Origin of the sequence: Allobosea sp. CS1GBMeth4, assembly GCF_900185715.1 — a bacterium.
In the GTDB taxonomy this organism is placed as follows: domain Bacteria; phylum Pseudomonadota; class Alphaproteobacteria; order Rhizobiales; family Beijerinckiaceae; genus Allobosea.
Window position 1 is genome coordinate 115,635 of sequence record NZ_FYAS01000006.1, and the last position, 17,619, is coordinate 133,253.

Below are 17,619 nucleotides of genomic sequence, written 5' to 3' on the forward strand. Positions count from 1 at the left end.
CACCAAGGAGCCATCATGTCCACCCTCTTCAGCCGCCGCTTCGCGCTCGGCCTCGCCGCCTCGCTGGTCCTCGCCGGCCCGGCGCTCGCCCAGCAGAACCAGGTGATCCGCATCGGCGTCTCGCCCGGCCCGCATGCCGAGATCCTCGAAAAGGTGAAGCCGATCGCCGCCAGGAAGGGCCTCGACCTCAAGATCATCGAGTTCTCCGACTATGTCGTGCCGAACCAGGCGCTGGCCGCCGGCGAGCTCGAGGCGAACTCCTTCCAGAATCAGCCCTATCTCGACAACCAGGTGAAGGATCGCGGCTTCAAGCTGGTCAGCGTCGGCCTGACCGTGAACTTCCCGCTCGGCATCTATTCGTCGAAGTACAAGAGCTGGGCCGAGGTGCCGGATGGCGCGACCGTCGCGATCCAGAACGACCCGACCAATGGCGGCCGCTCGCTGCTGCTGCTGCAGGACAAGGGCGCGATCAAGCTCAAGGACGGCGTCGGCTTCAAGCCGAGCGTCGCCGACATCGTCAGCAACCCGAAGAAGCTGAAGATCATCGAGATCGAGGCCGCCCAGACGCCGCGCTCGCTCGCCGACGTCGCCGCCGCCGCGATCAACACCAACTACGCCGTCGACGCCAAGATCGAGCCGACCTCGGCGATCCTGCGCGAGGATCCGAAGGGCCCCTATGTCAACCTGATCGCCGTGCGCGAGGCCGACAAGGACAAGCCCTGGGTCAAGGCGCTGCTCGATTCCTACCACACCCCCGAGGTCAAGGCCTTCGTCGCCGAGCGCTTCAAGGGCTCGGTCCTCGCCGGCTGGTAAGGCTCCTCCCTCCCGGCTGGACGGTCCTGGTCGGGCACCTGCCCCGGAAGCGCGAGCTTCCGGGGTTTTTCGTTTCAACCCTGCTCTTGTCATCCCGGACAAGCCGCGAAGCGGCGCCGATCCGGGATCCATTCCGGAACCTTTATCGGCGATGTTCCGGACTGGATCCCGGGTCTCCCTTCGGTCGCCCGGGATGACTCAGGTAGGTTGGAGCGCGACGATCACACCGAGAGATACTGCGCCCGCACCGCCTCGTCGGCCTTGAGCTCGTCCATCGTGCCGGTGAAGCGGATCAGGCCCTTCTCGATGATGGCGACGCGGTCGGCGACCGAGCCGGCGAAGTGCAGGTTCTGCTCGGAGATCAGCACCGAGAGCCCCTCGCCCTTCAGCGCCAGGATGGTCTTCGCCATCTCCTCGACGATCACCGGCGCGAGGCCCTCGGAAGGCTCGTCGAGCAGGACGAGCTTGGGATTGCCCATCAGCGTGCGGGCGATGGTGAGCATCTGCTGCTCGCCGCCCGACATCGCCCCGCCCGGCCGGTCGCGCATGCGGCCGAGATTGGGGAAGAGCTGGAACAGGCGCTCCGGCGTCCAGTGCGGCGCCCCCTCGCGCTTCGGCCGCTGCGCGACGGAGAGATTCTCCATCACGCTGAGTTCGGAGAAGACGCGGCGCTCCTCCGGCACATAGCCGATGCCGAGGCGGGCGATCTCGAACGGCTCGCGGCCGACGATCTCCTGGCCCTCGAAGGCGACGCGGCCCGCCTGCGGCGGTACCAGCCCCATCACCGCCTTCATCGTCGTCGACTTGCCGGCGCCGTTGCGGCCCATCAGGGCCAGCACCTCGCCGCGTCCCATCGAGAAGCCGACATCGTGCAGGATGTGGGCGCGGCCGTAAAAGGCGTTGAGCCCTTCGATCTCGAGCATGGGCCGGGTCATCTCTGCCCGCCGTCATTCCGGGGCTTCGCGGAGCGAAGAGCCCGGAATCCAGAACCGATGCCCTGCGAAACGAAGTGGCACCGTCGTGATTTCTCGAATGTCGCCAGCGGTTCTGGATTCCGGGCCCGCTGCTGCGCCGCGTCCCGGAAAGACGGCGAGGTTCCGGTGCAATAATGCATGTTCAATGGCCTCCCGAGGTCGCGCCGGAGCCGAGATAGACCGCGCGCACGGCCGGATCGTTGCGCACCTCCTCGGCCCGGCCCTTGGCGATCAGCCTGCCGCGGTCGAGCACCAGGATCGCGTCCGAATGGGCGAAGACCACGTCCATGTCGTGCTCGGTGAACAGCACGGCGATGCCGCGCTCCCGCGCGATCTCGGCGGTCAGCGCCATCAGCGCGATGCGCTCGCGCGGCGCCATTCCGGCGGTCGGCTCGTCCATCAGCAGGAGCTTCGGCTGGTTGGCGATCGCGACCGCGAGCTCGACCCGCTTCAGGTCGCCATAGGCGAGCACGCCGCAGGCCCGCTCGGCCTGGTCGAGCATGCCGACCTGCTTCAGCAGCGCATCGGCCTCGGCGACATGGCGGTCTTTGGCGCGGCCGAACAATTTCCAGCTCTCGCCGGCATGCGAGACCAGCGCCATCTGCACGTTCTCGCGCACGCTCATCGAGGCGAAGGTCGCTGTGATCTGGAAGGTACGCCCGACGCCGAGCCGCCAGACCTCGCGCGGCTTCAGGCCGGTGATCGTCCTGCCGTCGAAGATCACCTCGCCGCGGTCGGACGGGAGCTGGCCGTTCAGCATGTTGAAGCAGGTCGTCTTGCCGGCTCCGTTCGGGCCGATCAGCGCGAGCAGCTTGCCGGCCTCGACCGAGAAGCTGACATCGTCGACCGCGCGCACGCCGCCGAAGGATTTGCCGAGATTGCGGACCTCGAGGACCGGACTCATCGGGCGGGCTCCGGGTTGGCGGCGGCGGGAGCGGCGGACCCGGCCTCGCGGCGCCGCTCGGCCAAGGCGAGGGCGGTCCCGACGAGACCGCGCGGGAACAGGATGACGAGCAGGACGATCGAGGCGCCCATGACGAAGCGCCAGTACATCGTCGCCTTCATCAGCTGCTCCTGCAGGCCCATGAAGGCGAAGGCGCCGACGATCGGACCCGAGACGGTCTGGACGCCGCCGAGCAGCACCATCAGCAGCCCGTCGACCGAGCGCGGGATCGCCATATAGGTCGGGAAGACCGAGCCCTTGAAAAAGGCGAAGAGGGCGCCGGCGATTCCGGCCGCGATCGCCGCGATGATGAAGGCGATCCACTGGATGCGCATCACCGGCAGGCCGATCGCCTCGGCCCTGAGCGGGCTGTCGCGCCCGGCCCGGAGCGCATAGCCGAAGGGCGCGAAGACGATGATCCGCAAGGCGAGGATGGCGACGACGCAGATCGCCAGCGCGAGATAGTAGTAGACCAGCTTCGGAGCCGCCCAGGCCGCCGGCCAAACACCGAGAATGCCGTTGTCGCCGCCGGTGAGGTCGACCCATTGGAAGGCGGTCGCCCAGGCGATCTGGGCGAAGGCCAGCGTCAGCATGGCGAGGTAGACGCCGGAGAGCCGCACGCAGAACCAGCCGAAGACGACGCCGGCGATGCCGGCGAGGAAGGGCGCGAAGGCGAGCGCCGGCACCATCGGCATGCCCAGCCATTTCACCGCCAGTGCCGCGCCATAGGCGCCGAGGCCGAAATAGGCGGCATGGCCGAAGGAGGCCATGCCGCCCGGGCCCATCATGAAGTGCAGCGAGGCCGCGAAGAGCGCGAAGATCGAGAGCTCGGTCAGCGTAAGCAGCCAATGGTCGGCGACGATGAAAGGCGCGATCAGCAGCACGGTGAGCGCGGCGAGGCCGATCAGCCTGACATTGGCGCTCGCCGGCAGCAGCAGCGGCTCGACCGGGCCATGGGCATGGGTGCTGCCGACCGGACGCCTGCCCATCAGGCCGTAGGGCTTGATCACGAGGACGACGGCCATCACCAGGAAGACCAGCACCAGCGTGATCTTCGGGAAGATCAGGATGCCGAAGGCGTGGATGATGCCGATCAGCACCGCGGCGAGATAGGCGCCGGTGACGCTGCCGAGCCCGCCGACGACCACGACCACGAAGGCCTCCGAGATCATCGAGAGGTCCATGTGCAGGTTCACCGCCTCGCGCGGGAGCTGCAGGGCGCCGCCGAGCGCGGCCAGGCCGGCGCCGAAGGCGAAGACCGAGGTGAAGAGCAGGCGCTGGTTGACGCCGAGCGCGCCGACCATCTCGCGGTCCTGCGTCGCGGCTCTGACCAGCGTGCCCCAGCGCGTCTTCTGGAACAGGAACCAGAGCAGGCCGAGCATGATCGGCCCGACCACGATCAGGAAGAGCTCGTAGCTCGGAAAGCGGCTGCCCATCAGCACGACGAAGCTCTTGAAGCCGGGCGCGCGCGGGCCGAGCTTGTCTTCCGGCCCCCAGATGCCGAGCGCGATGTCCTGCACCATCAGCACCAGGCCGAAGGTGGCGAGCAGCTGGAACAGCTCGGGCGCCTGGTAGATCCGGCGCAGGATCACGATCTCGACGAGGGCGCCGAGCGCCGCGACGATAACCGCCGCCAGCAGCACGCCGCCCCAGAAGCCGAGCGCGTCGGCCGGCCCGAAACGCGAGACCAGCGTGAAGGCGAGATAGGCGCCGAGCATGTAGAAGGAGCCGTGCGCGAAGTTCACGATCCGCGTCACGCCGAAGATGATCGACAGCCCGCAGGCGACGAGGAAGAGCGACGAGGCCGAGGCCAGGCCGTTGAGCGTCTGCGCGAAGATCAGATCGATCATGCTAATCGGCTCTTTCTGTTGAGCAGGCGGACCGCGACGCGAACCCCTCCCCCTCGTGGGGAGGGGGCAGGGGTGGGGGGCGAACGACTGGGCGCAGCGGGTGTCGTGAAGGCGATCGGCATCAGGCACGCACTACCGCTCGGAGCGATGAGCTCCGGCTTTGCGCCGCCCACCCCTGCCCCTCCCCAAAGGGGGAGGGGAAGCACGGCTTCAGCCCGCCGGGCGAAGCGTCTTCACCTCTGCGTCCGACGGCAGGTACTTGGCGCCGTCGGCATAGCGCCAGTCGACCATCACGCCCTTGCCGTCCTTGACCGCGGTCTTGCCGACATAGGCCCCGAGCGTCGCCTGATGGTCGGAGGCGCGGAACTCGACCGGGCCGAAGGCCGAGGTGAACTTCAGCCCCTTCAGCGCGTCGACCAGCTTCTCGTTGTCGGTCGAGCCGGCCTTGGCGAGACCCGCGGCGATGGCGTTCATCGTGTCGTAGCCGACGACGGAGCCGAGGCGCGGATAGTCGTTGTACTTCGCCTTGTAGGCGTCGCGGAACTTGACGTGGTCGGGCGTCTGGATGTCGGCGTGCGGATAGCCGGTGACGATCCAGCCGACCGGCGTCTCGGCCCCGAGCGGGTCGAGATATTCCGGCTCGCCGGTCAGCATCGAGACCACGGTGCGGCCCTCGAACAGCCCGCGGGTGTTGCCCTGGCGCACGAAGTTCGAGAGGTCGGCGGCGAAGGTGACGTTGAAGATCGCGTCGGGCTTGGCCGCCTCGAGCGCCTGCACGGTCGCGCCGGCATCGATGCGGCCGAGCGCCGGGAACTGCTCGGCGACGAACTCGACATCGGGCTTGGCCTTCTTCAGCAGCTCCTTGAACCATTTCACCGCCGACTGGCCGTATTCGTAGTTCGGCGCCACCGTGGCCCATTTCTTCGCCGGGAGCTTGGCCGCTTCCTCGACCAGCATCGCCGCCTGCATGTAGGTCGAAGGCCGCAGGCGGAAGGTGTAGCGGTTGCCCTTGGCCCAGACGATCGCGTCCGACAGCGGCTCGGAGGCGACGTAGAGCCGCTTGTTCTGCAGGGCGTAGTCGGCGATGGCGAGGCCGACATTGGAGAGGAAGCCGCCCGAGAGCAGATCGACCTTCTCCGCGTTGATCAGTTCGCCGGCGAGCCGCACCGAATCCTCGGGCTTGCCGGCATCGTCGCGGAACAGCGTCTCGACCTTGCGGCCGAGCACGCCGCCGGCGGCGTTGACCTGTTCCAGCGCCAGCTCCCAGCCCTGACGATAGGGCTTCAGGAAGGCCGGCTGCGAGGTGTAGCTGTTGATCTCGCCGATCTTGATCGGCGCGCCCTGGGCGCGCAGCAGCGACGGCGTGGCCAGCGTGACGGCGCCGAGCGCAGCTCCGCTGACGAATTGGCGACGGTCCATTCGATGGCTCTCCCGTTGAACGCTGGCCTTACGCATCCGCAGCCCCTCGCTGCGCGGTTTCCTACCGTAGGCCAGAGCGCCGGGCGGCGTCAAGCCGGGGTGGAAATTCGTTTGTATGCGTATGAAATCTCCGCTGCGTTTCGCCGTTTGTCAATCGCCGAAAACGAGGCTTCGCTGCGCCGGTGCCGCGCCGAGCATTGCGGGCGCCTGGCCCTTCAGGACCGCCCGCCGTCGACGGAGAGCACCTGGCCGGTCACCCAGCCCGCCTGCTCGGAGAGGAAGAACAGGCCGGCATGGGCGATGTCCTCCGGCGTGCCGAGGCGGCGGGTATGGATGCCCTCGATCAGCCGCTTCTGGCCCTCCGGGCCATAGCTCTGCCATTGCCGCTCGGTCGCCGGATTGGAGCGCACGAAGCCGGGCGCGACCGAGTTCACCGTGATGCCGTGCGGGCCGAACTCCCAGGCGAGCTGCCGGGTCAGCCCGACCAGGGCGTGCTTGGCGCTGGCATAGGCCTGGATGCCGGTGAGGCTCGGCCGCAGGCCGGCGCCCGACGAAATGTTGACGATCCGGCCGTAGCCGGCGTGCTTCATCGTGGGGGCCGCGGCCTGCGACAGGAAGAAGGCTGCGTCGACATTCGCGGCGAAGACGGCGCGCCAGTCGCTCTCGGAGATCTCCTCGATCGGCCGCCCGACCTGGCCGCGCACGCCGCCGGCGGCATTGACCAGCAGGTCGAGCCGGCCGTCGCCGGCGAGGATCGCGCCGACCAGCTCCCTGGCGGCCTCTGGATCGCCGAGATCGGCGACATGGGCGGCCGCGCCGAGCGCTTTCGCGCTGGCGGCGACGCCGTCCGCGTCGAGATCGGCGAGATGGACCTTCGCGCCGGCCTCGGCCAGCGCGGCGGCGATGGCGCGGCCGATGCCCTGGGCTGCGCCGGTGACGAGGGCTACGCGGCCGTCGAAGCGGATCTGCATTGTTCGATCAGGACCTTCAGCGTGTCGAACGACATCGGGCGGCGCCCGTCCTCGACATCGTGGATCAGGGTGACCAGTGTCTCGAGCGCCGGCGTCGCGACGCCGGCCTCGCGGCCGAGCGCCGAGACGATGCCGATCTGCGGCCCGGCTTCGGTCTTGCGCTTGCGCACGGCGAGGTCGCGCCAGATGCCGGAATGGGTCTTGGCCGTCTTCGACGTGTAGTCGGCGAGCCAGGCGATGGCCCTGATCTGGGGGCCTTCCGGCGCACCGGGCGCGAACACGGCCGGATCGAACTCGCCGAAGCCGAGCGAGGTGACGCCGCGCGCCGCCGCGACGGCGCCGACCTCGCGCCCGAGCGCGAGCCAGACCGGCAGGCGCTGCGGGTCGGCGAAGTTCGCCGACATCGAATCGTTGGTCAGGGCGGTGCCGAACAGCATCGCGCCATAGGCGAGCTTTCCCCAGAGATAGCCGTAGATGTTGTCGGTCAGGATCGCCTCCGGCTCGAACAGCCTGAGCAGGCGGTGCATTTCGCGGACCCGGCCGGTCATCGTCCCATCGAGCTCGCCGACGACGACGGCACCGCGATTGCCGTAGAGGATCTCGCCGGGCCCATGCCAGTCGGCGCCGAAATTGACGAAGCAGCCCATGGTCCGCGCTTCGCCGACCGCCTTGGCGATGGTGATCTCGTTGAGGCCGTTCTGGGCCGAGAGCACGAGGCCGTCATCGCCGAGATGCGGCGCCAGCGCGGCGAGCGCGGTCTCGGTCGCCCCGGCCTTCACCGCCAGCACGATGCGCGAATAGGTTCCCGCCAGCGCCTGCGGCGTCACCGCCGGCACGACCTGCCGGAATTCCTCGACCGGCCCGGTGATCGCGAGCCCCGATGTCCGGCAGGCCTCGACATGCTCGGCGACGATGTCGACCAGCAGCACCGGCACCCCGGCCCTCGCCCAATAGGCGCCGAGCGTGCCGCCGATCGCCCCGGCGCCCCAGATCAGGATGGGTTCGCCGCTCATGCCTGCCCCATCACCTCGACTTCGGCATGGGTCCCGACATGGACGAGCCCGTCGGGCGTCACCCAGCCGCGATACATGCCCTCGGAATTGTAGGGCGCGACGATCGTGCCGTCGGCGCCGACGGCGACCAGCCCGGCCCCGATCCTGTGCGCGGTCAGTTCGGCGATGGCGCGGTCGGATGCCTCCTTCAGCGAGAGGCCGGCATAGCCGATCAGCGACGCGATCTCGTGGCCGACGCAGTAGCGGATGAAGAACTCGCCTTTGCCGGTGCCCGACACCGCGCAGCGCCCGTCGCGGGCATAGGTGCCGGCGCCGATGATCGGGGAATCGCCGACACGACCGGGCGGCTTGTTGGTGTAGCCGCCGGTCGAGGTCGCGGCGGCGAGATGGCCGTGGGAATCGAGCGCCACCGCGCCGACCGTGCCGTGCTTCTCGGCCTCGCTCGCCTCGTCGGTCGTGCCGACGAGCTCGCGGATCTTCATCGAGGCCAGGTTCTTGCGCCGCCGCTCGGTCGAGAAATAGCCGTTCTCGACGATGTCGAGCCCTTCCGTCTGGGCGAAGGCGTCGGCCGCCGGCCCGGTCAGCAGCAGCGGATCGCCGTGGTGCATCAGCGCCTTGGCGGCGCTGACCGGATTGCGGATGCGCTTGGCCGCGCAGACCGCGCCGGCGGCCAGGGTCGAGCCGTCCATGATCGAGGCGTCGAGCTCATGCTCGCCATCGGCGTTGAAGGCGGCGCCGCGGCCGGCATTGAAATGGATCGAATCCTCCATCACCAGCACCGCGGCCTCGACCGCGTCGACCGCGCTGCCGCCCTTGGCGAGGATCCGCCAGCCCGCCCGCAGCGACTTGGCGAGATCGGCCTTGGCCTCGGCCCATTCGGCGTCGGTCATCTCGGCCTTGGGCAGGGTGCCGCAGCCGCCATGGATGGCGAGGGCGATGGTCATATCCAGGATCCTTGACGCCAAATCCTTCTCCCCTCGGGGAGAAGGTGTCTGCGGAGCAGACGGATGAGGGCGGTGCGACCGGGCTGGAGCCGGACAGGTTGCGCCTGTCCTTCCCTCATCCGTCAGCGCTTCGCGCTGCCACCTTCTCCCCCCAGGGAAGAAGGGTTAAAGCCTCACTTCGCCGGCTTGATGTCCATCGCCAGCGTGTCCTCGTCGACGCGCGGACGGATCGTCACCTTGGCCTTCTGCATCGCCCAGGCCGAGCCGACGGCGACGATCGGCAGGCGCGGCCGGTCCTTGGCGACGATGGCGTTGGCCTGCGACAGCAGGTCGTTGCGCTTGGCCTCGTCCATCTCGACCGCGGCGTCCTCGATCAGCTTGTCGAGCGCGGCGTTCTTGTAGCCGAGCACGTTGAAGGCCCCGAGCTTCTTGGCCGGGTCGTTCGAGTGCACGACGGAGGACAGGGTGTAGTTCGCCTCGCCCGTCAGCGTGCCCCAGCCCGACATCGACATCGAGAACTCGCCGCGCAGGCGCGCCGGGAAGAAGACGGCGCCGGGCTGGGCGTTGGCGTTCACCTCGATGCCGACGCGCGCCAGCATCTGCGCGATCGAGGTGCCGACCTGGCGGTCGCCCGGCAGGCGGTCGCTGGTGAAGGAGAAGGAGATCTTGAAGCCGTTCGGGTAGCCGGCCTCCTCCATCAGCTTCTTCGCTTTGGCGAGATCCGGCTTCAGCGGCGGCAGGCTCTTGTTGTAGCCGGCGATATTGGGCGTCACCAGCTGGTTGACCGGGGCGCCGAGCCCTTCCATCGCGACCTCCGCCAGCGCCGGCCGGTCGATGGCGAGGTCGATCGCCTCGCGCACCCTGGCGTCCTGCAGTGGGTTCTTCGGCAGGGGCGAGCCGTCCTTGGCGCTGACCTGCGGGGACTTGTCCCGCATGTCGAGCTCCATGTTGAAGACGTAGACCGTGTCGATGGTGGTGACGGAGAGCTTGGCGTCGCGCTTCAGCGTCGGCACGTCCGAGGCCGGGGCGCGCACGATGATGTCGACCTGGCCGGCCTTGAGCTGGGCGACGCGGGCGGCGTCGTTCGGCAGCTCCTTGCGCAGCACGCGCTGCCACGGCTCCTTCTCGCCCCAGTAGCCGTCGAAGCGCTCGAGCACGAGCTGGTCCTTCGGCGTCCACGAGACGAACTTGTAGGGACCGGTGCCGATCGCCGCCTTGCCGGTGTTGAAGGCGTCGTTGGCATTGTCCTTGGTCAGCCCGGCGGCCGCCTTGTGCGAGACGATGAACAGGCGGATGAAATCGTTCGGCAGGTTGGGCGCCGGCCCGTCGGTGACGATGTGGACGGTGAGCGGATCGACGATCTTCACCTCCTTGACGCGCCGGACGTAGATCGTGGTCGGGTTCGGGCCGGCGACGACCGGGATGCGCTCGATCGAGAACTTGACGTCCTCGGCGGTGAAGTCGGAGCCGTCATGGAACTTCACGCCGGGCCGCAGCTTGAACTCCCAGACGCTCGGCTCGATCGCCTTCCAGCTCGTGGCGAGGCGCGGCTCGATCTGCAGCTTGTCGCCCGACCAGGTCAGCGTGTCGAAGACATGCTTCAGCGCCTCGGCATGGGTGCCGGTCGCGGTGAAGTGCGGATCGATCGATTCCGGGCCCGCACGCACGCCGATCGTCAGCGTCTGCGCCGTCGCCGGGGCGGCGAGCGGCAGCCCGATCAGGGCGGCGAGGGCGGCGGTCCGCCACAGCGGGGACCGGTGCGACAGCGGCTTGGTCATGTTGAGGTCCCTTCGGGTTCGAGATCGGCAGGCCAGGTCGGAGAGGCGATCACCATCTTGTCCATCAGCTCGCATAGCTGTTTCTGCTCGGCTTCGCTGAGGACCGCGAGCATCGCGGTCTGCTGCGCCATCATCATCGGCATGGTCTCGTCGAAGATGGAGCGCCCAGCCGGCGTCAGCGCCAGCACATAGCTGCGCAGATCGTCCGGATCGGTCTCGCGCTTCAGGAGCCGCCGCTGCAGCAGTTTCTGGATCGCGCGCGAGAGCGTGTTCTTCGGCAGTCCGGAGGAGGCGACGATGTTCTTGGCCGCGACGCCGCCCCTCAGACCGACGGCGTAGAGCGCGACGAATTCCGGCCGCACCAGGCCGTAGCGCGTTTCGATCCAGCGATAGACCGGGTCGTTGAAGCGGAAGGCGATGAAATTGAGCCGGAACGACAGCCAGCAGGGATTGTCCCAGAGCTTGGTGACGGTCAGCGGATCGAGCTCGCGCAGCGCCGATTCGCGCTCCCGGTCGAGCTTGGACAAGGAAGTCGGGGCGCGTGCCATCTCGGACATCCAATTTAGTTCCATATGGAACTTGACGGTCCCGTATACCGCTGTCAAGGATGACTTGGTTTCGCTGAAAAGCAAGGATCAGGCCGTGCTCGTCGCCCGGATGAACTGGATGCAGATCGAGGCCCAGGCGAAGCGCGACGACCGCTGCGCCCTGCCGCTCGGCTGCGTCGAACAGCATGCCTATTTGAGCCTCGCCACCGATGCGATCCTGTCCGAGCGCATTGCGGCGGAGGCGGCCGAGCCGCTCGGCATCCCGGTCTTCCCGGTGCAGGCCTATGGCATGACGCCGGGCTTCACCGCCTATCCCGGCACGATCTCGCTGCGGATGACCACCTATATCGCGCTGGTCGAGGATCTCCTCGAAGGCGTCTACCGGTCCGGCTTCCGCCGGATCGTGCTGGTCAACGGCCATGGCGGCAATGCGCCGGTGATGACGGCGGTGACCGAGTGGATGGGCAAGCGCCCGGATGCCAGCGTCAAGATGCACAACTGGTGGGCAGGGCCGCGTTTCCAGGCGGCGGTGAGGGCGGTCGATCCGGCCGCCTCGCATGCCTCCTGGATGGAGAACTTTCCCTGGACCCGCCTCGAAGGCGTGAGCTTGCCCGATGGGGTGAAGCCGCCTTTCGACGCCGCGCTCTACCAGGCGGCCAATCCGCAGCGGAAGCGCGAGATCCTCGGCGACGGCAATTTTCACGGCCGCTATCAGCGTCCGGACGAGGAGATGCTGGCGCTCTGGGCCGTCGGCGTAGAGGAGACACGCGCGGTGATGGTCGAGAGCTGGCCGTGAGTTCAGTCGGCGCTGCATCTTCGGCGGCCGACGGTTATAGTTCTGGCCTCCGACGGCATGCCCCGGAAAGCCCCTCCCCCTTGCGGGGAGGGGTTGGGGTGGGGGGCGTTGGGCAGGTTGCGACGCGGGGACGCAGAGCGATGCGTTACGAGCGGGATAGGCCGGCCATCGCGACGACGCCTGCCCGTTCGAACGCCGGAAAGCTCCGCAAGACGCTGACCGAACCCGAAAAGCGTCTCTGGACCCTGCTGCGCCGGCGGCTGCCGCAGGAGGGCACCCATTTTCGTCGCCAGATGGCGATCGGCCCCTACGTCGTCGATTTCGTTTGCCTCGGCGCTCGCCTCGTCATCGAGGTCGATGGTGACCAGCACGGCAAGGAGCGCGGGCTTCGCTACGATGCGGATCGTTCCGCCTGGCTTGAAGCCCAAGGCCTGAGAGTATTGCGGTTTACCAACCGGCAGGTGATGAGGGAGGACGAGATGGTGATCGACACCATCTATGCCGCCCTCATCGGCGCGGGCGAACCCTGTCCGTCGCCCCCCACCCCCAACCCCTCCCCGCGAGGGGGAGGGGAGGAGCCATGCTGACCCATATCATCGAGCGTGTCCTGCAGGCGCTCGCCGTCATGCTGGTCATGTCGGCGCTGGTTTTCGTCGGCGTCTATGCGATCGGCAATCCGATCGACGTGCTGATCGGCCCCGATGTCAGCCAGGACATCCGGCTCGAGACGATCGCACGCTACGGCCTCGACAGGCCGCTCTGGGACCAATATCTCACCTTCCTGGGCCGGGTCCTGCACGGTGATTTCGGCCGTTCCTTCGTCTTCGGCATGCCGGTGCTCGAGCTCATCCTGTCGCGCCTGCCGGCGACGCTGGAGCTGACGCTCGCGGCGGTGCTCGGCGCAGCGCTGATCGGCATTCCCGCCGGCATCTATGCCGGCTACCGTCCGGAGAGCGTCCTCTCCAAGCTCATCATGGCGCTGTCCATCCTCGGCTTCTCGGTGCCGACCTTCTGGATCGGCCTCGTCCTGATCATGACCTTCGCCGTCGAGCTGTCATGGCTGCCGGCCGGCGGGCGCGGCGAGACCCTCGCGCTCTTCGGCGTCGAATGGAGCTTCCTGACGCCGAACGGCCTCTCGCACCTGTTCCTGCCGGCGCTCAACCTTGCCTTCTTCAAGCTCGCCCTGATGACGCGCCTGGCACGGGCCGGCACGCGCGAGGTCATGCTGACCGACACGGTGAAGTTCGCCCGCGCCGCCGGCATCACCGAAGGCGTCATCCTGCGCCGGCATGTCCTGCGCCTGATCTCGATTCCGCTGGTCACCGTCTTCGGCCTGGAATTCGCTTCGACGCTCGCCTTCGCGGTGGTGACCGAGACGATCTTCTCCTGGCCGGGCATCGGCAAGCTGATCATCGATTCGATCCAGTCGCTCGACCGGCCGGTGATGGTCGCCTATCTCATGCTCGTCGCCTTCGTCTTCATCATGATCAACTTCCTGGTCGACCTGACCTATTTCGCGCTGGACCCGCGCTTGCGGAAAGGCCGGGCCGGATGAGGAAGGAAGCGCCGATCGCCCGCTTCTGGCGCGAGTTCCGCGAGAGCCGCATCGCGCTGGCGGCGCTCGTCGTCGTCGTGCTGATGATCGGCGTCGCGCTCCTCGCGCCGCTGATCGCGCCGCAGAATCCCTACGACCTCGCCGGCCTCGTCCTGTCCGACGCCCGCCGGCCGCCCGGCCATGTCGGCTCGGGCGGCTACACGCACTGGCTCGGCACCGACGCCCAGGGGCGCGACCTGCTCTCGGCCATTCTCTACGGGCTGCGCATCTCCCTGCAGATGGGGCTGGTCGCCGGCGCGGTCGCCTTCGCCGTCGGCGTCACGCTCGGCATCGCCGCCGCCTATCTCGGCGGCCGGCGCGAGGCCTTCATCATGCGCGTCATCGATCTGCAGCTCGCCTTCCCGGCGATCCTGCTCGCGTTGGTCATCTCGGCGATGCTCGGCCAGGGCAAGGCGCAACTGATCGCCGCGCTCGTCGCCGCGCAATATGCCTATTTCGCCCGCACCGCCCATGGCGCGGCCTCGGCCGAGCGCGGCAAGGACTATGTCGAGGCGGCGCTCTCGACGCCGCTGCCGGCGCGGCAGGTGATCTGGCGCCACATTCTGCCGAACTGCCTGCCGCCCCTGATCGTGGTCGCGACCGTGCAGGTCGCCAATGCCATCGCGCTCGAGGCGACGCTGTCCTTCCTCGGGGTCGGCCTGCCGGTGACCGAGCCCTCGCTGGGATCGCTGATCGCCAACGGCTTCCAGTACATGCTCTCGGGCCGCTACTGGATCTCGATCTATCCCGGCCTCGCCCTGATCCTGCTGATCGTCGCGATCAACCTCGTCGGCGACCAGATCCGCGATCAGGTCAATCCGAGGCTGAAGCGATGACGGTAGGTGCGAACGCTCTCCGTCATGGTCGGGCTTGTCCCGACCATCCACGCCTTCGTCGGTCGAGAGCGGTGTTCAAGACGTGGATGCTCGGCACAAGGCGGAGCATGACGGGGGATGCGTACTCATGACAGACGCTCCCCTCCTCGAGGTCAGCGATCTCACCACGCAGTTCTTCACCCGTGCCGGCGTGGTGAGGGCGGTGGACGGCGTCTCCTTCTCGCTCCGCCGCGGCGAGGTGATGGGTCTCGTCGGCGAATCCGGCTCCGGCAAGAGCGTCACCGGCTTCTCGATCATCGGCCTGATCGATCCGCCCGGCCGCGTCGCCGCCGGCTCGGTCAGGCTCGAAGGCCACGAACTCGTCGGGTTGCCGCCCGACGAATTGCGAAAGCTGCGCGGCCGCGTCGTCTCGATGGTCTTCCAGGACCCGCTGATGACGCTGAACCCGGTGCTCACCATCGGCGAGCAGATCAGGCTGGCGCTCGAGGCGCATCGACCGGTCTCGGCTGCCGAGGCGCGCCGCCGCGCCGTCGCCGGCCTCGCCCAGGTCCGCATCCCGCGGCCCGATGCGACGGTCGACTTCTACCCGCACCAGCTCTCCGGCGGCATGCGCCAGCGCGTCGCCATTGCGATCGCCTTGCTGCATCGGCCGAAGCTGATCATCTGCGACGAGCCGACCACGGCGCTCGACGTCTCGATCCAGGCCGAGATCCTCGCCGAGATGAAGGAGCTCGTCGCCGAGCTCGGCACCGCGCTGATCTGGATCAGCCACGATCTCGCCACCGTCGCCTCGATCGCGCAGCATGTCGCGGTCATGCGGCTCGGCAAGATCGTCGAGGCGGGCCCGACGCTCGACGTGCTGACGCGGCCGCAGCATGCCTATACCCGCGCCCTGCTCGACGCTCTGCCCTCGCGCGCCAGGCCGGGCGAGTTCCTGCTGCGCGGCGGCGGCGTGCCGGATGCCACCCCGCCCGCCCGCAGGCCGGCGGCCGCCGCCGCGGCGCCGGTGCCGGGCGCGCCCTATTTCGTCGCCGACCGGGTCAGCAAGCGCTTCGAGCCGCGGCCGGGCGCCCTGCGCGGCCTCGGCCAGAGGCTCGGCCTCGTGCAGCCTCAGCCGGCCGTGATGGCGGTCGACGAGGTCAGTCTGACGATCCCGCGCGGCGAGGCGCTCGGGCTGGTCGGCGAGTCAGGCTCGGGCAAGTCGACGCTCGGGCGCATGGCCGCCGGCATCTACGCGCCGTCCTCGGGCACGATCCGCTTCGAGGGCCGGCCGGTGATGAGCGACGGCCCGGAGCCGAAGAAGCTCACCACCCGCGTCCAGACCATCTTCCAGGACCCGTTCGCCTCGCTCGATCCGCGCATGCGCGTCAGCGCTTGCATCGCCGAGGGCCCGCTCGCCCATGGGCTCGTCGACAGGGCCGGCAGCGCGGCCTATGTGCGCGACTGGCTCGCCGCGGTCGGGCTCGATCCCGCTTTCGCCGAGCGCTATCCGCACCAGTTCTCCGGCGGCCAGCGCCAGCGCGTCGCCATCGCCCGCGCACTCGCCATGCAGCCCGACCTCGTCGTCTGCGACGAGCCGGTCGCCTCGCTCGACGTCTCGATCCAGGCGCAGATCATCAACCTGCTGATGCGGCTGCGGGCCGAGCTCGGCCTGACCCTGATCTTCATTTCGCACGACCTCTCGGTGGTCAGGCATCTCTGCGACCGGGTCGCGGTGATGTATCGCGGCCGCATCGTCGAGGAGGGGGCGGCCGGAGCGGTCTACGACAACCCGCAGCACGACTACACCAAACGGCTGCTCGCGGCGGTGCCGGTGCTGCCCGAAGCAGCGACATCATGATCGGAGCTCCGTCTTCGCGGGGCTCGCCCCTGCGGGCCGCCCCGGAACGACATGGAACACGCAGGAGGAACCCGATGACCGAACTGAAGCCCTGGCAATGGCCGGAGGAGACCTGGCGCGGCAAGGTCGAGCAGGTGCGCGCGGGCCGCAACCTCAAGCCGAAGACCTGGCCGGGCGGAGCGCGCTGCGCCGTGGCGCTCTCCTTCGACGTCGACCACGAGACCAACGAGTTGCGCGACGGCGGCAAGTCCGTCGGCCGGCTGTCCTGGGGCCAGTACGGCAACCGCGTCGGCATGCCGCGCATCCTCGCGATGCTGGCGCGGCACGACATCAGGGCGAGCTTCTTCGTGCCGGCGGTGACCGCCCTGCTCTATCCCGACGAGCAGCGTCGGGTCGTGGCGGAAGGGCATGAGATCGGCCTGCACGGCTGGATCCACGAGGTCAACACCGCCGTGCCGCCGGAGCAGGAGCGCGAATTGCACCTGCGCTCGGCCGACACGCTGGAGACGATCACCGGCGTCAGGCCGGTCGGCATGCGCACGCCGTCGTGGGATTTTTCCGAGGTGACGCTCGCCGTCGAGCGCGAGCTCGGCCTCCTCTACGATTCCTCGCTCTTCGCCGACGACGATCCGTACGAGTTGATCGAGAAGGGCGAGCCGACCGGCATGGTCGAGTTGCCGGTCGAGTGGATTCGCGACGACGCGGTCTATTTCAACATGAACCGCTTTCAGGCGCTGCGGCCCTACACCCCGCCGGAGGCGGTGTTCGACATCTTCAGGCGCGAGTTCGACGGCGCCTACGCCGAAGGCGGGCTCTTCCTCCTGACCATGCACCCGCATGTCATCACCTACCGGTCGCGCTTCTGGATCCTCGAGGAGCTGGTCCGCCACGCCAGGGCGAAGGGCGATGTCTGGTTCGCGACCCATGCCGAGATCGCGGCCTATGTGAAGGAGCAGGCCGGGCTCTGAAGCGCGCGCATCGCCGGGCGATTGCCGCCCGGGGGCGGAACCGTGCCCGATTTCGGCCGTTTTCGGTTCATTCGGAATTCAGGGCGCGACCGCGTTCATGTCCGGACGATCAACTCGAAACGGACGTCACGATGCGCACGAAGAACCTGCTCCTGCTCGGCACCCTGATCCCCGCCATCACGCTCTCGCAGGGCAGCTTCGCCGCTCCACCGTTCCAGCTCGCGCAGGCTCCGTCGGCTGACGACGACCGTCCGGATCCGCGCCGCCCGCGCAGCTCCGGCGGCCAGGAGCGCCCCGGCGCTCGCCCGGCGCCGGGCCAGGCCCCGACGGCC

The 17,619-nt window shown here is 68.6% G+C and carries 17 protein-coding genes; 8 read left to right on the forward strand and 9 right to left on the reverse strand.

The features are described 5' to 3' along the window. Positions 1–15: 15 nt before the first annotated feature. Positions 16–813: a MetQ/NlpA family ABC transporter substrate-binding protein gene (locus CS1GBM4_RS03240; RefSeq protein WP_186417250.1), complete on the forward strand. Its 798-nt coding sequence runs from the start codon at positions 16–18 to the stop codon at positions 811–813. A 221-nt stretch (positions 814–1,034) separates the two neighbouring features. Here CS1GBM4_RS03240 and CS1GBM4_RS03245 read toward each other — a convergent pair whose 3' ends face one another. The 9 genes from CS1GBM4_RS03245 to CS1GBM4_RS03285 form a co-directional block, all read right to left on the reverse strand. Continuing rightward, positions 1,035–1,748: an ABC transporter ATP-binding protein gene (locus CS1GBM4_RS03245; RefSeq protein WP_186417251.1), complete on the reverse strand. Its 714-nt coding sequence runs from the start codon at positions 1,746–1,748 to the stop codon at positions 1,035–1,037. A 181-nt stretch (positions 1,749–1,929) separates the two neighbouring features. Continuing rightward, positions 1,930–2,691 carry an ABC transporter ATP-binding protein gene (locus CS1GBM4_RS03250; RefSeq protein ID WP_186417252.1) on the reverse strand — a complete coding sequence of 254 codons (762 nt, stop codon included), beginning with the start codon at positions 2,689–2,691 and terminating at the stop codon, positions 1,930–1,932. Further along, positions 2,688–4,580, reverse strand: a complete 1,893-nt coding sequence (locus CS1GBM4_RS03255) for an ABC transporter permease (RefSeq protein WP_186417253.1) — start codon at positions 4,578–4,580, stop codon at positions 2,688–2,690. The genes CS1GBM4_RS03250 and CS1GBM4_RS03255 overlap by 4 nt, the downstream gene beginning before the upstream one ends. A 210-nt stretch (positions 4,581–4,790) precedes the next feature. Beyond that, on the reverse strand, positions 4,791–5,999 hold the full coding sequence (locus tag CS1GBM4_RS03260; protein ID WP_186417254.1) for an ABC transporter substrate-binding protein: 1,209 nt from the start codon (positions 5,997–5,999) through the stop codon (positions 4,791–4,793). 215 nt (positions 6,000–6,214) lie between these two features. Next, complete coding sequence (locus CS1GBM4_RS03265) at positions 6,215–6,970, reverse strand: SDR family NAD(P)-dependent oxidoreductase (protein ID WP_186417255.1); 756 nt, start codon at positions 6,968–6,970, stop codon at positions 6,215–6,217. Then, a complete protein-coding gene (locus CS1GBM4_RS03270) occupies positions 6,943–7,983 on the reverse strand; it encodes a ketopantoate reductase family protein (RefSeq protein WP_186417256.1) in 1,041 nt (346 codons plus the stop codon). Before CS1GBM4_RS03270 ends, CS1GBM4_RS03265 begins: the two co-directional genes overlap by 28 nt. Next, positions 7,980–8,927 (reverse strand): isoaspartyl peptidase/L-asparaginase, encoded by a 948-nt coding sequence (locus CS1GBM4_RS03275; protein WP_186417257.1) that lies wholly within the window; start codon positions 8,925–8,927, stop codon positions 7,980–7,982. The genes CS1GBM4_RS03270 and CS1GBM4_RS03275 overlap by 4 nt, the downstream gene beginning before the upstream one ends. 173 nt (positions 8,928–9,100) lie before the next feature. Continuing rightward, positions 9,101–10,705 carry an ABC transporter substrate-binding protein gene (locus CS1GBM4_RS03280; protein WP_186417258.1) on the reverse strand — a complete coding sequence of 535 codons (1,605 nt, stop codon included), beginning with the start codon at positions 10,703–10,705 and terminating at the stop codon, positions 9,101–9,103. Continuing rightward, a complete protein-coding gene (locus tag CS1GBM4_RS03285) occupies positions 10,702–11,262 on the reverse strand; it encodes a MarR family winged helix-turn-helix transcriptional regulator (protein ID WP_186417259.1) in 561 nt (186 codons plus the stop codon). The genes CS1GBM4_RS03280 and CS1GBM4_RS03285 overlap by 4 nt, the downstream gene beginning before the upstream one ends. Before the next feature lie 55 nt (positions 11,263–11,317). Between CS1GBM4_RS03285 and CS1GBM4_RS03290 the strand changes: the two genes are divergently transcribed. The 7 genes from CS1GBM4_RS03290 to CS1GBM4_RS03320 all read left to right on the forward strand — a co-directional run. Then, positions 11,318–12,049, forward strand: a complete 732-nt coding sequence (locus tag CS1GBM4_RS03290; protein WP_348522308.1) for a creatininase family protein — start codon at positions 11,318–11,320, stop codon at positions 12,047–12,049. Positions 12,050–12,189: 140 nt separating this feature from the next. After that, positions 12,190–12,636 (forward strand): endonuclease domain-containing protein, encoded by a 447-nt coding sequence (locus CS1GBM4_RS03295; RefSeq protein WP_186417260.1) that lies wholly within the window; start codon positions 12,190–12,192, stop codon positions 12,634–12,636. After that, positions 12,630–13,604, forward strand: coding sequence for an ABC transporter permease (locus tag CS1GBM4_RS03300; protein ID WP_186417261.1), 975 nt, complete (start codon positions 12,630–12,632; stop codon positions 13,602–13,604). The genes CS1GBM4_RS03295 and CS1GBM4_RS03300 overlap by 7 nt, the downstream gene beginning before the upstream one ends. After that, a complete protein-coding gene (locus CS1GBM4_RS03305) occupies positions 13,601–14,479 on the forward strand; it encodes an ABC transporter permease (RefSeq protein ID WP_186417262.1) in 879 nt (292 codons plus the stop codon). Before CS1GBM4_RS03300 ends, CS1GBM4_RS03305 begins: the two co-directional genes overlap by 4 nt. Positions 14,480–14,606: 127 nt before the next feature. Beyond that, complete coding sequence (locus CS1GBM4_RS03310; RefSeq protein ID WP_186417263.1) at positions 14,607–16,319, forward strand: ABC transporter ATP-binding protein; 1,713 nt, start codon at positions 14,607–14,609, stop codon at positions 16,317–16,319. A gap of 74 nt (positions 16,320–16,393) precedes the next feature. Then, entirely contained in the window at positions 16,394–17,287 is an 894-nt protein-coding gene (locus tag CS1GBM4_RS03315) for a polysaccharide deacetylase (protein ID WP_186417264.1), read from the forward strand. A 131-nt stretch (positions 17,288–17,418) separates the two neighbouring features. Next, positions 17,419–17,619 (forward strand): hypothetical protein (locus CS1GBM4_RS03320; RefSeq protein WP_210201519.1); only part of this gene is annotated, 201 nt, incomplete at its 3' end.

Coding starts and splice junctions, on each gene's coding strand:
- CS1GBM4_RS03295 (WP_186417260.1), top strand. CDS start 12,190: ATGCGTTACGAGCGGGATAGGCCGGCCATCGCGACGACGCCTGCCCGT.
- CS1GBM4_RS03305 (WP_186417262.1), top strand. CDS start 13,601: ATGAGGAAGGAAGCGCCGATCGCCCGCTTCTGGCGCGAGTTCCGCGAG.
- CS1GBM4_RS03260 (WP_186417254.1), bottom strand. CDS start 5,999: ATGGACCGTCGCCAATTCGTCAGCGGAGCTGCGCTCGGCGCCGTCACG.
- CS1GBM4_RS03310 (WP_186417263.1), top strand. CDS start 14,607: ATGACAGACGCTCCCCTCCTCGAGGTCAGCGATCTCACCACGCAGTTC.
- CS1GBM4_RS03245 (WP_186417251.1), bottom strand. CDS start 1,748: ATGACCCGGCCCATGCTCGAGATCGAAGGGCTCAACGCCTTTTACGGC.
- CS1GBM4_RS03315 (WP_186417264.1), top strand. CDS start 16,394: ATGACCGAACTGAAGCCCTGGCAATGGCCGGAGGAGACCTGGCGCGGC.
- CS1GBM4_RS03285 (WP_186417259.1), bottom strand. CDS start 11,262: ATGTCCGAGATGGCACGCGCCCCGACTTCCTTGTCCAAGCTCGACCGG.
- CS1GBM4_RS03240 (WP_186417250.1), top strand. CDS start 16: ATGTCCACCCTCTTCAGCCGCCGCTTCGCGCTCGGCCTCGCCGCCTCG.
- CS1GBM4_RS03250 (WP_186417252.1), bottom strand. CDS start 2,691: ATGAGTCCGGTCCTCGAGGTCCGCAATCTCGGCAAATCCTTCGGCGGC.
- CS1GBM4_RS03265 (WP_186417255.1), bottom strand. CDS start 6,970: ATGCAGATCCGCTTCGACGGCCGCGTAGCCCTCGTCACCGGCGCAGCC.
- CS1GBM4_RS03275 (WP_186417257.1), bottom strand. CDS start 8,927: ATGACCATCGCCCTCGCCATCCATGGCGGCTGCGGCACCCTGCCCAAG.
- CS1GBM4_RS03255 (WP_186417253.1), bottom strand. CDS start 4,580: ATGATCGATCTGATCTTCGCGCAGACGCTCAACGGCCTGGCCTCGGCC.
- CS1GBM4_RS03270 (WP_186417256.1), bottom strand. CDS start 7,983: ATGAGCGGCGAACCCATCCTGATCTGGGGCGCCGGGGCGATCGGCGGC.
- CS1GBM4_RS03300 (WP_186417261.1), top strand. CDS start 12,630: ATGCTGACCCATATCATCGAGCGTGTCCTGCAGGCGCTCGCCGTCATG.
- CS1GBM4_RS03280 (WP_186417258.1), bottom strand. CDS start 10,705: ATGACCAAGCCGCTGTCGCACCGGTCCCCGCTGTGGCGGACCGCCGCC.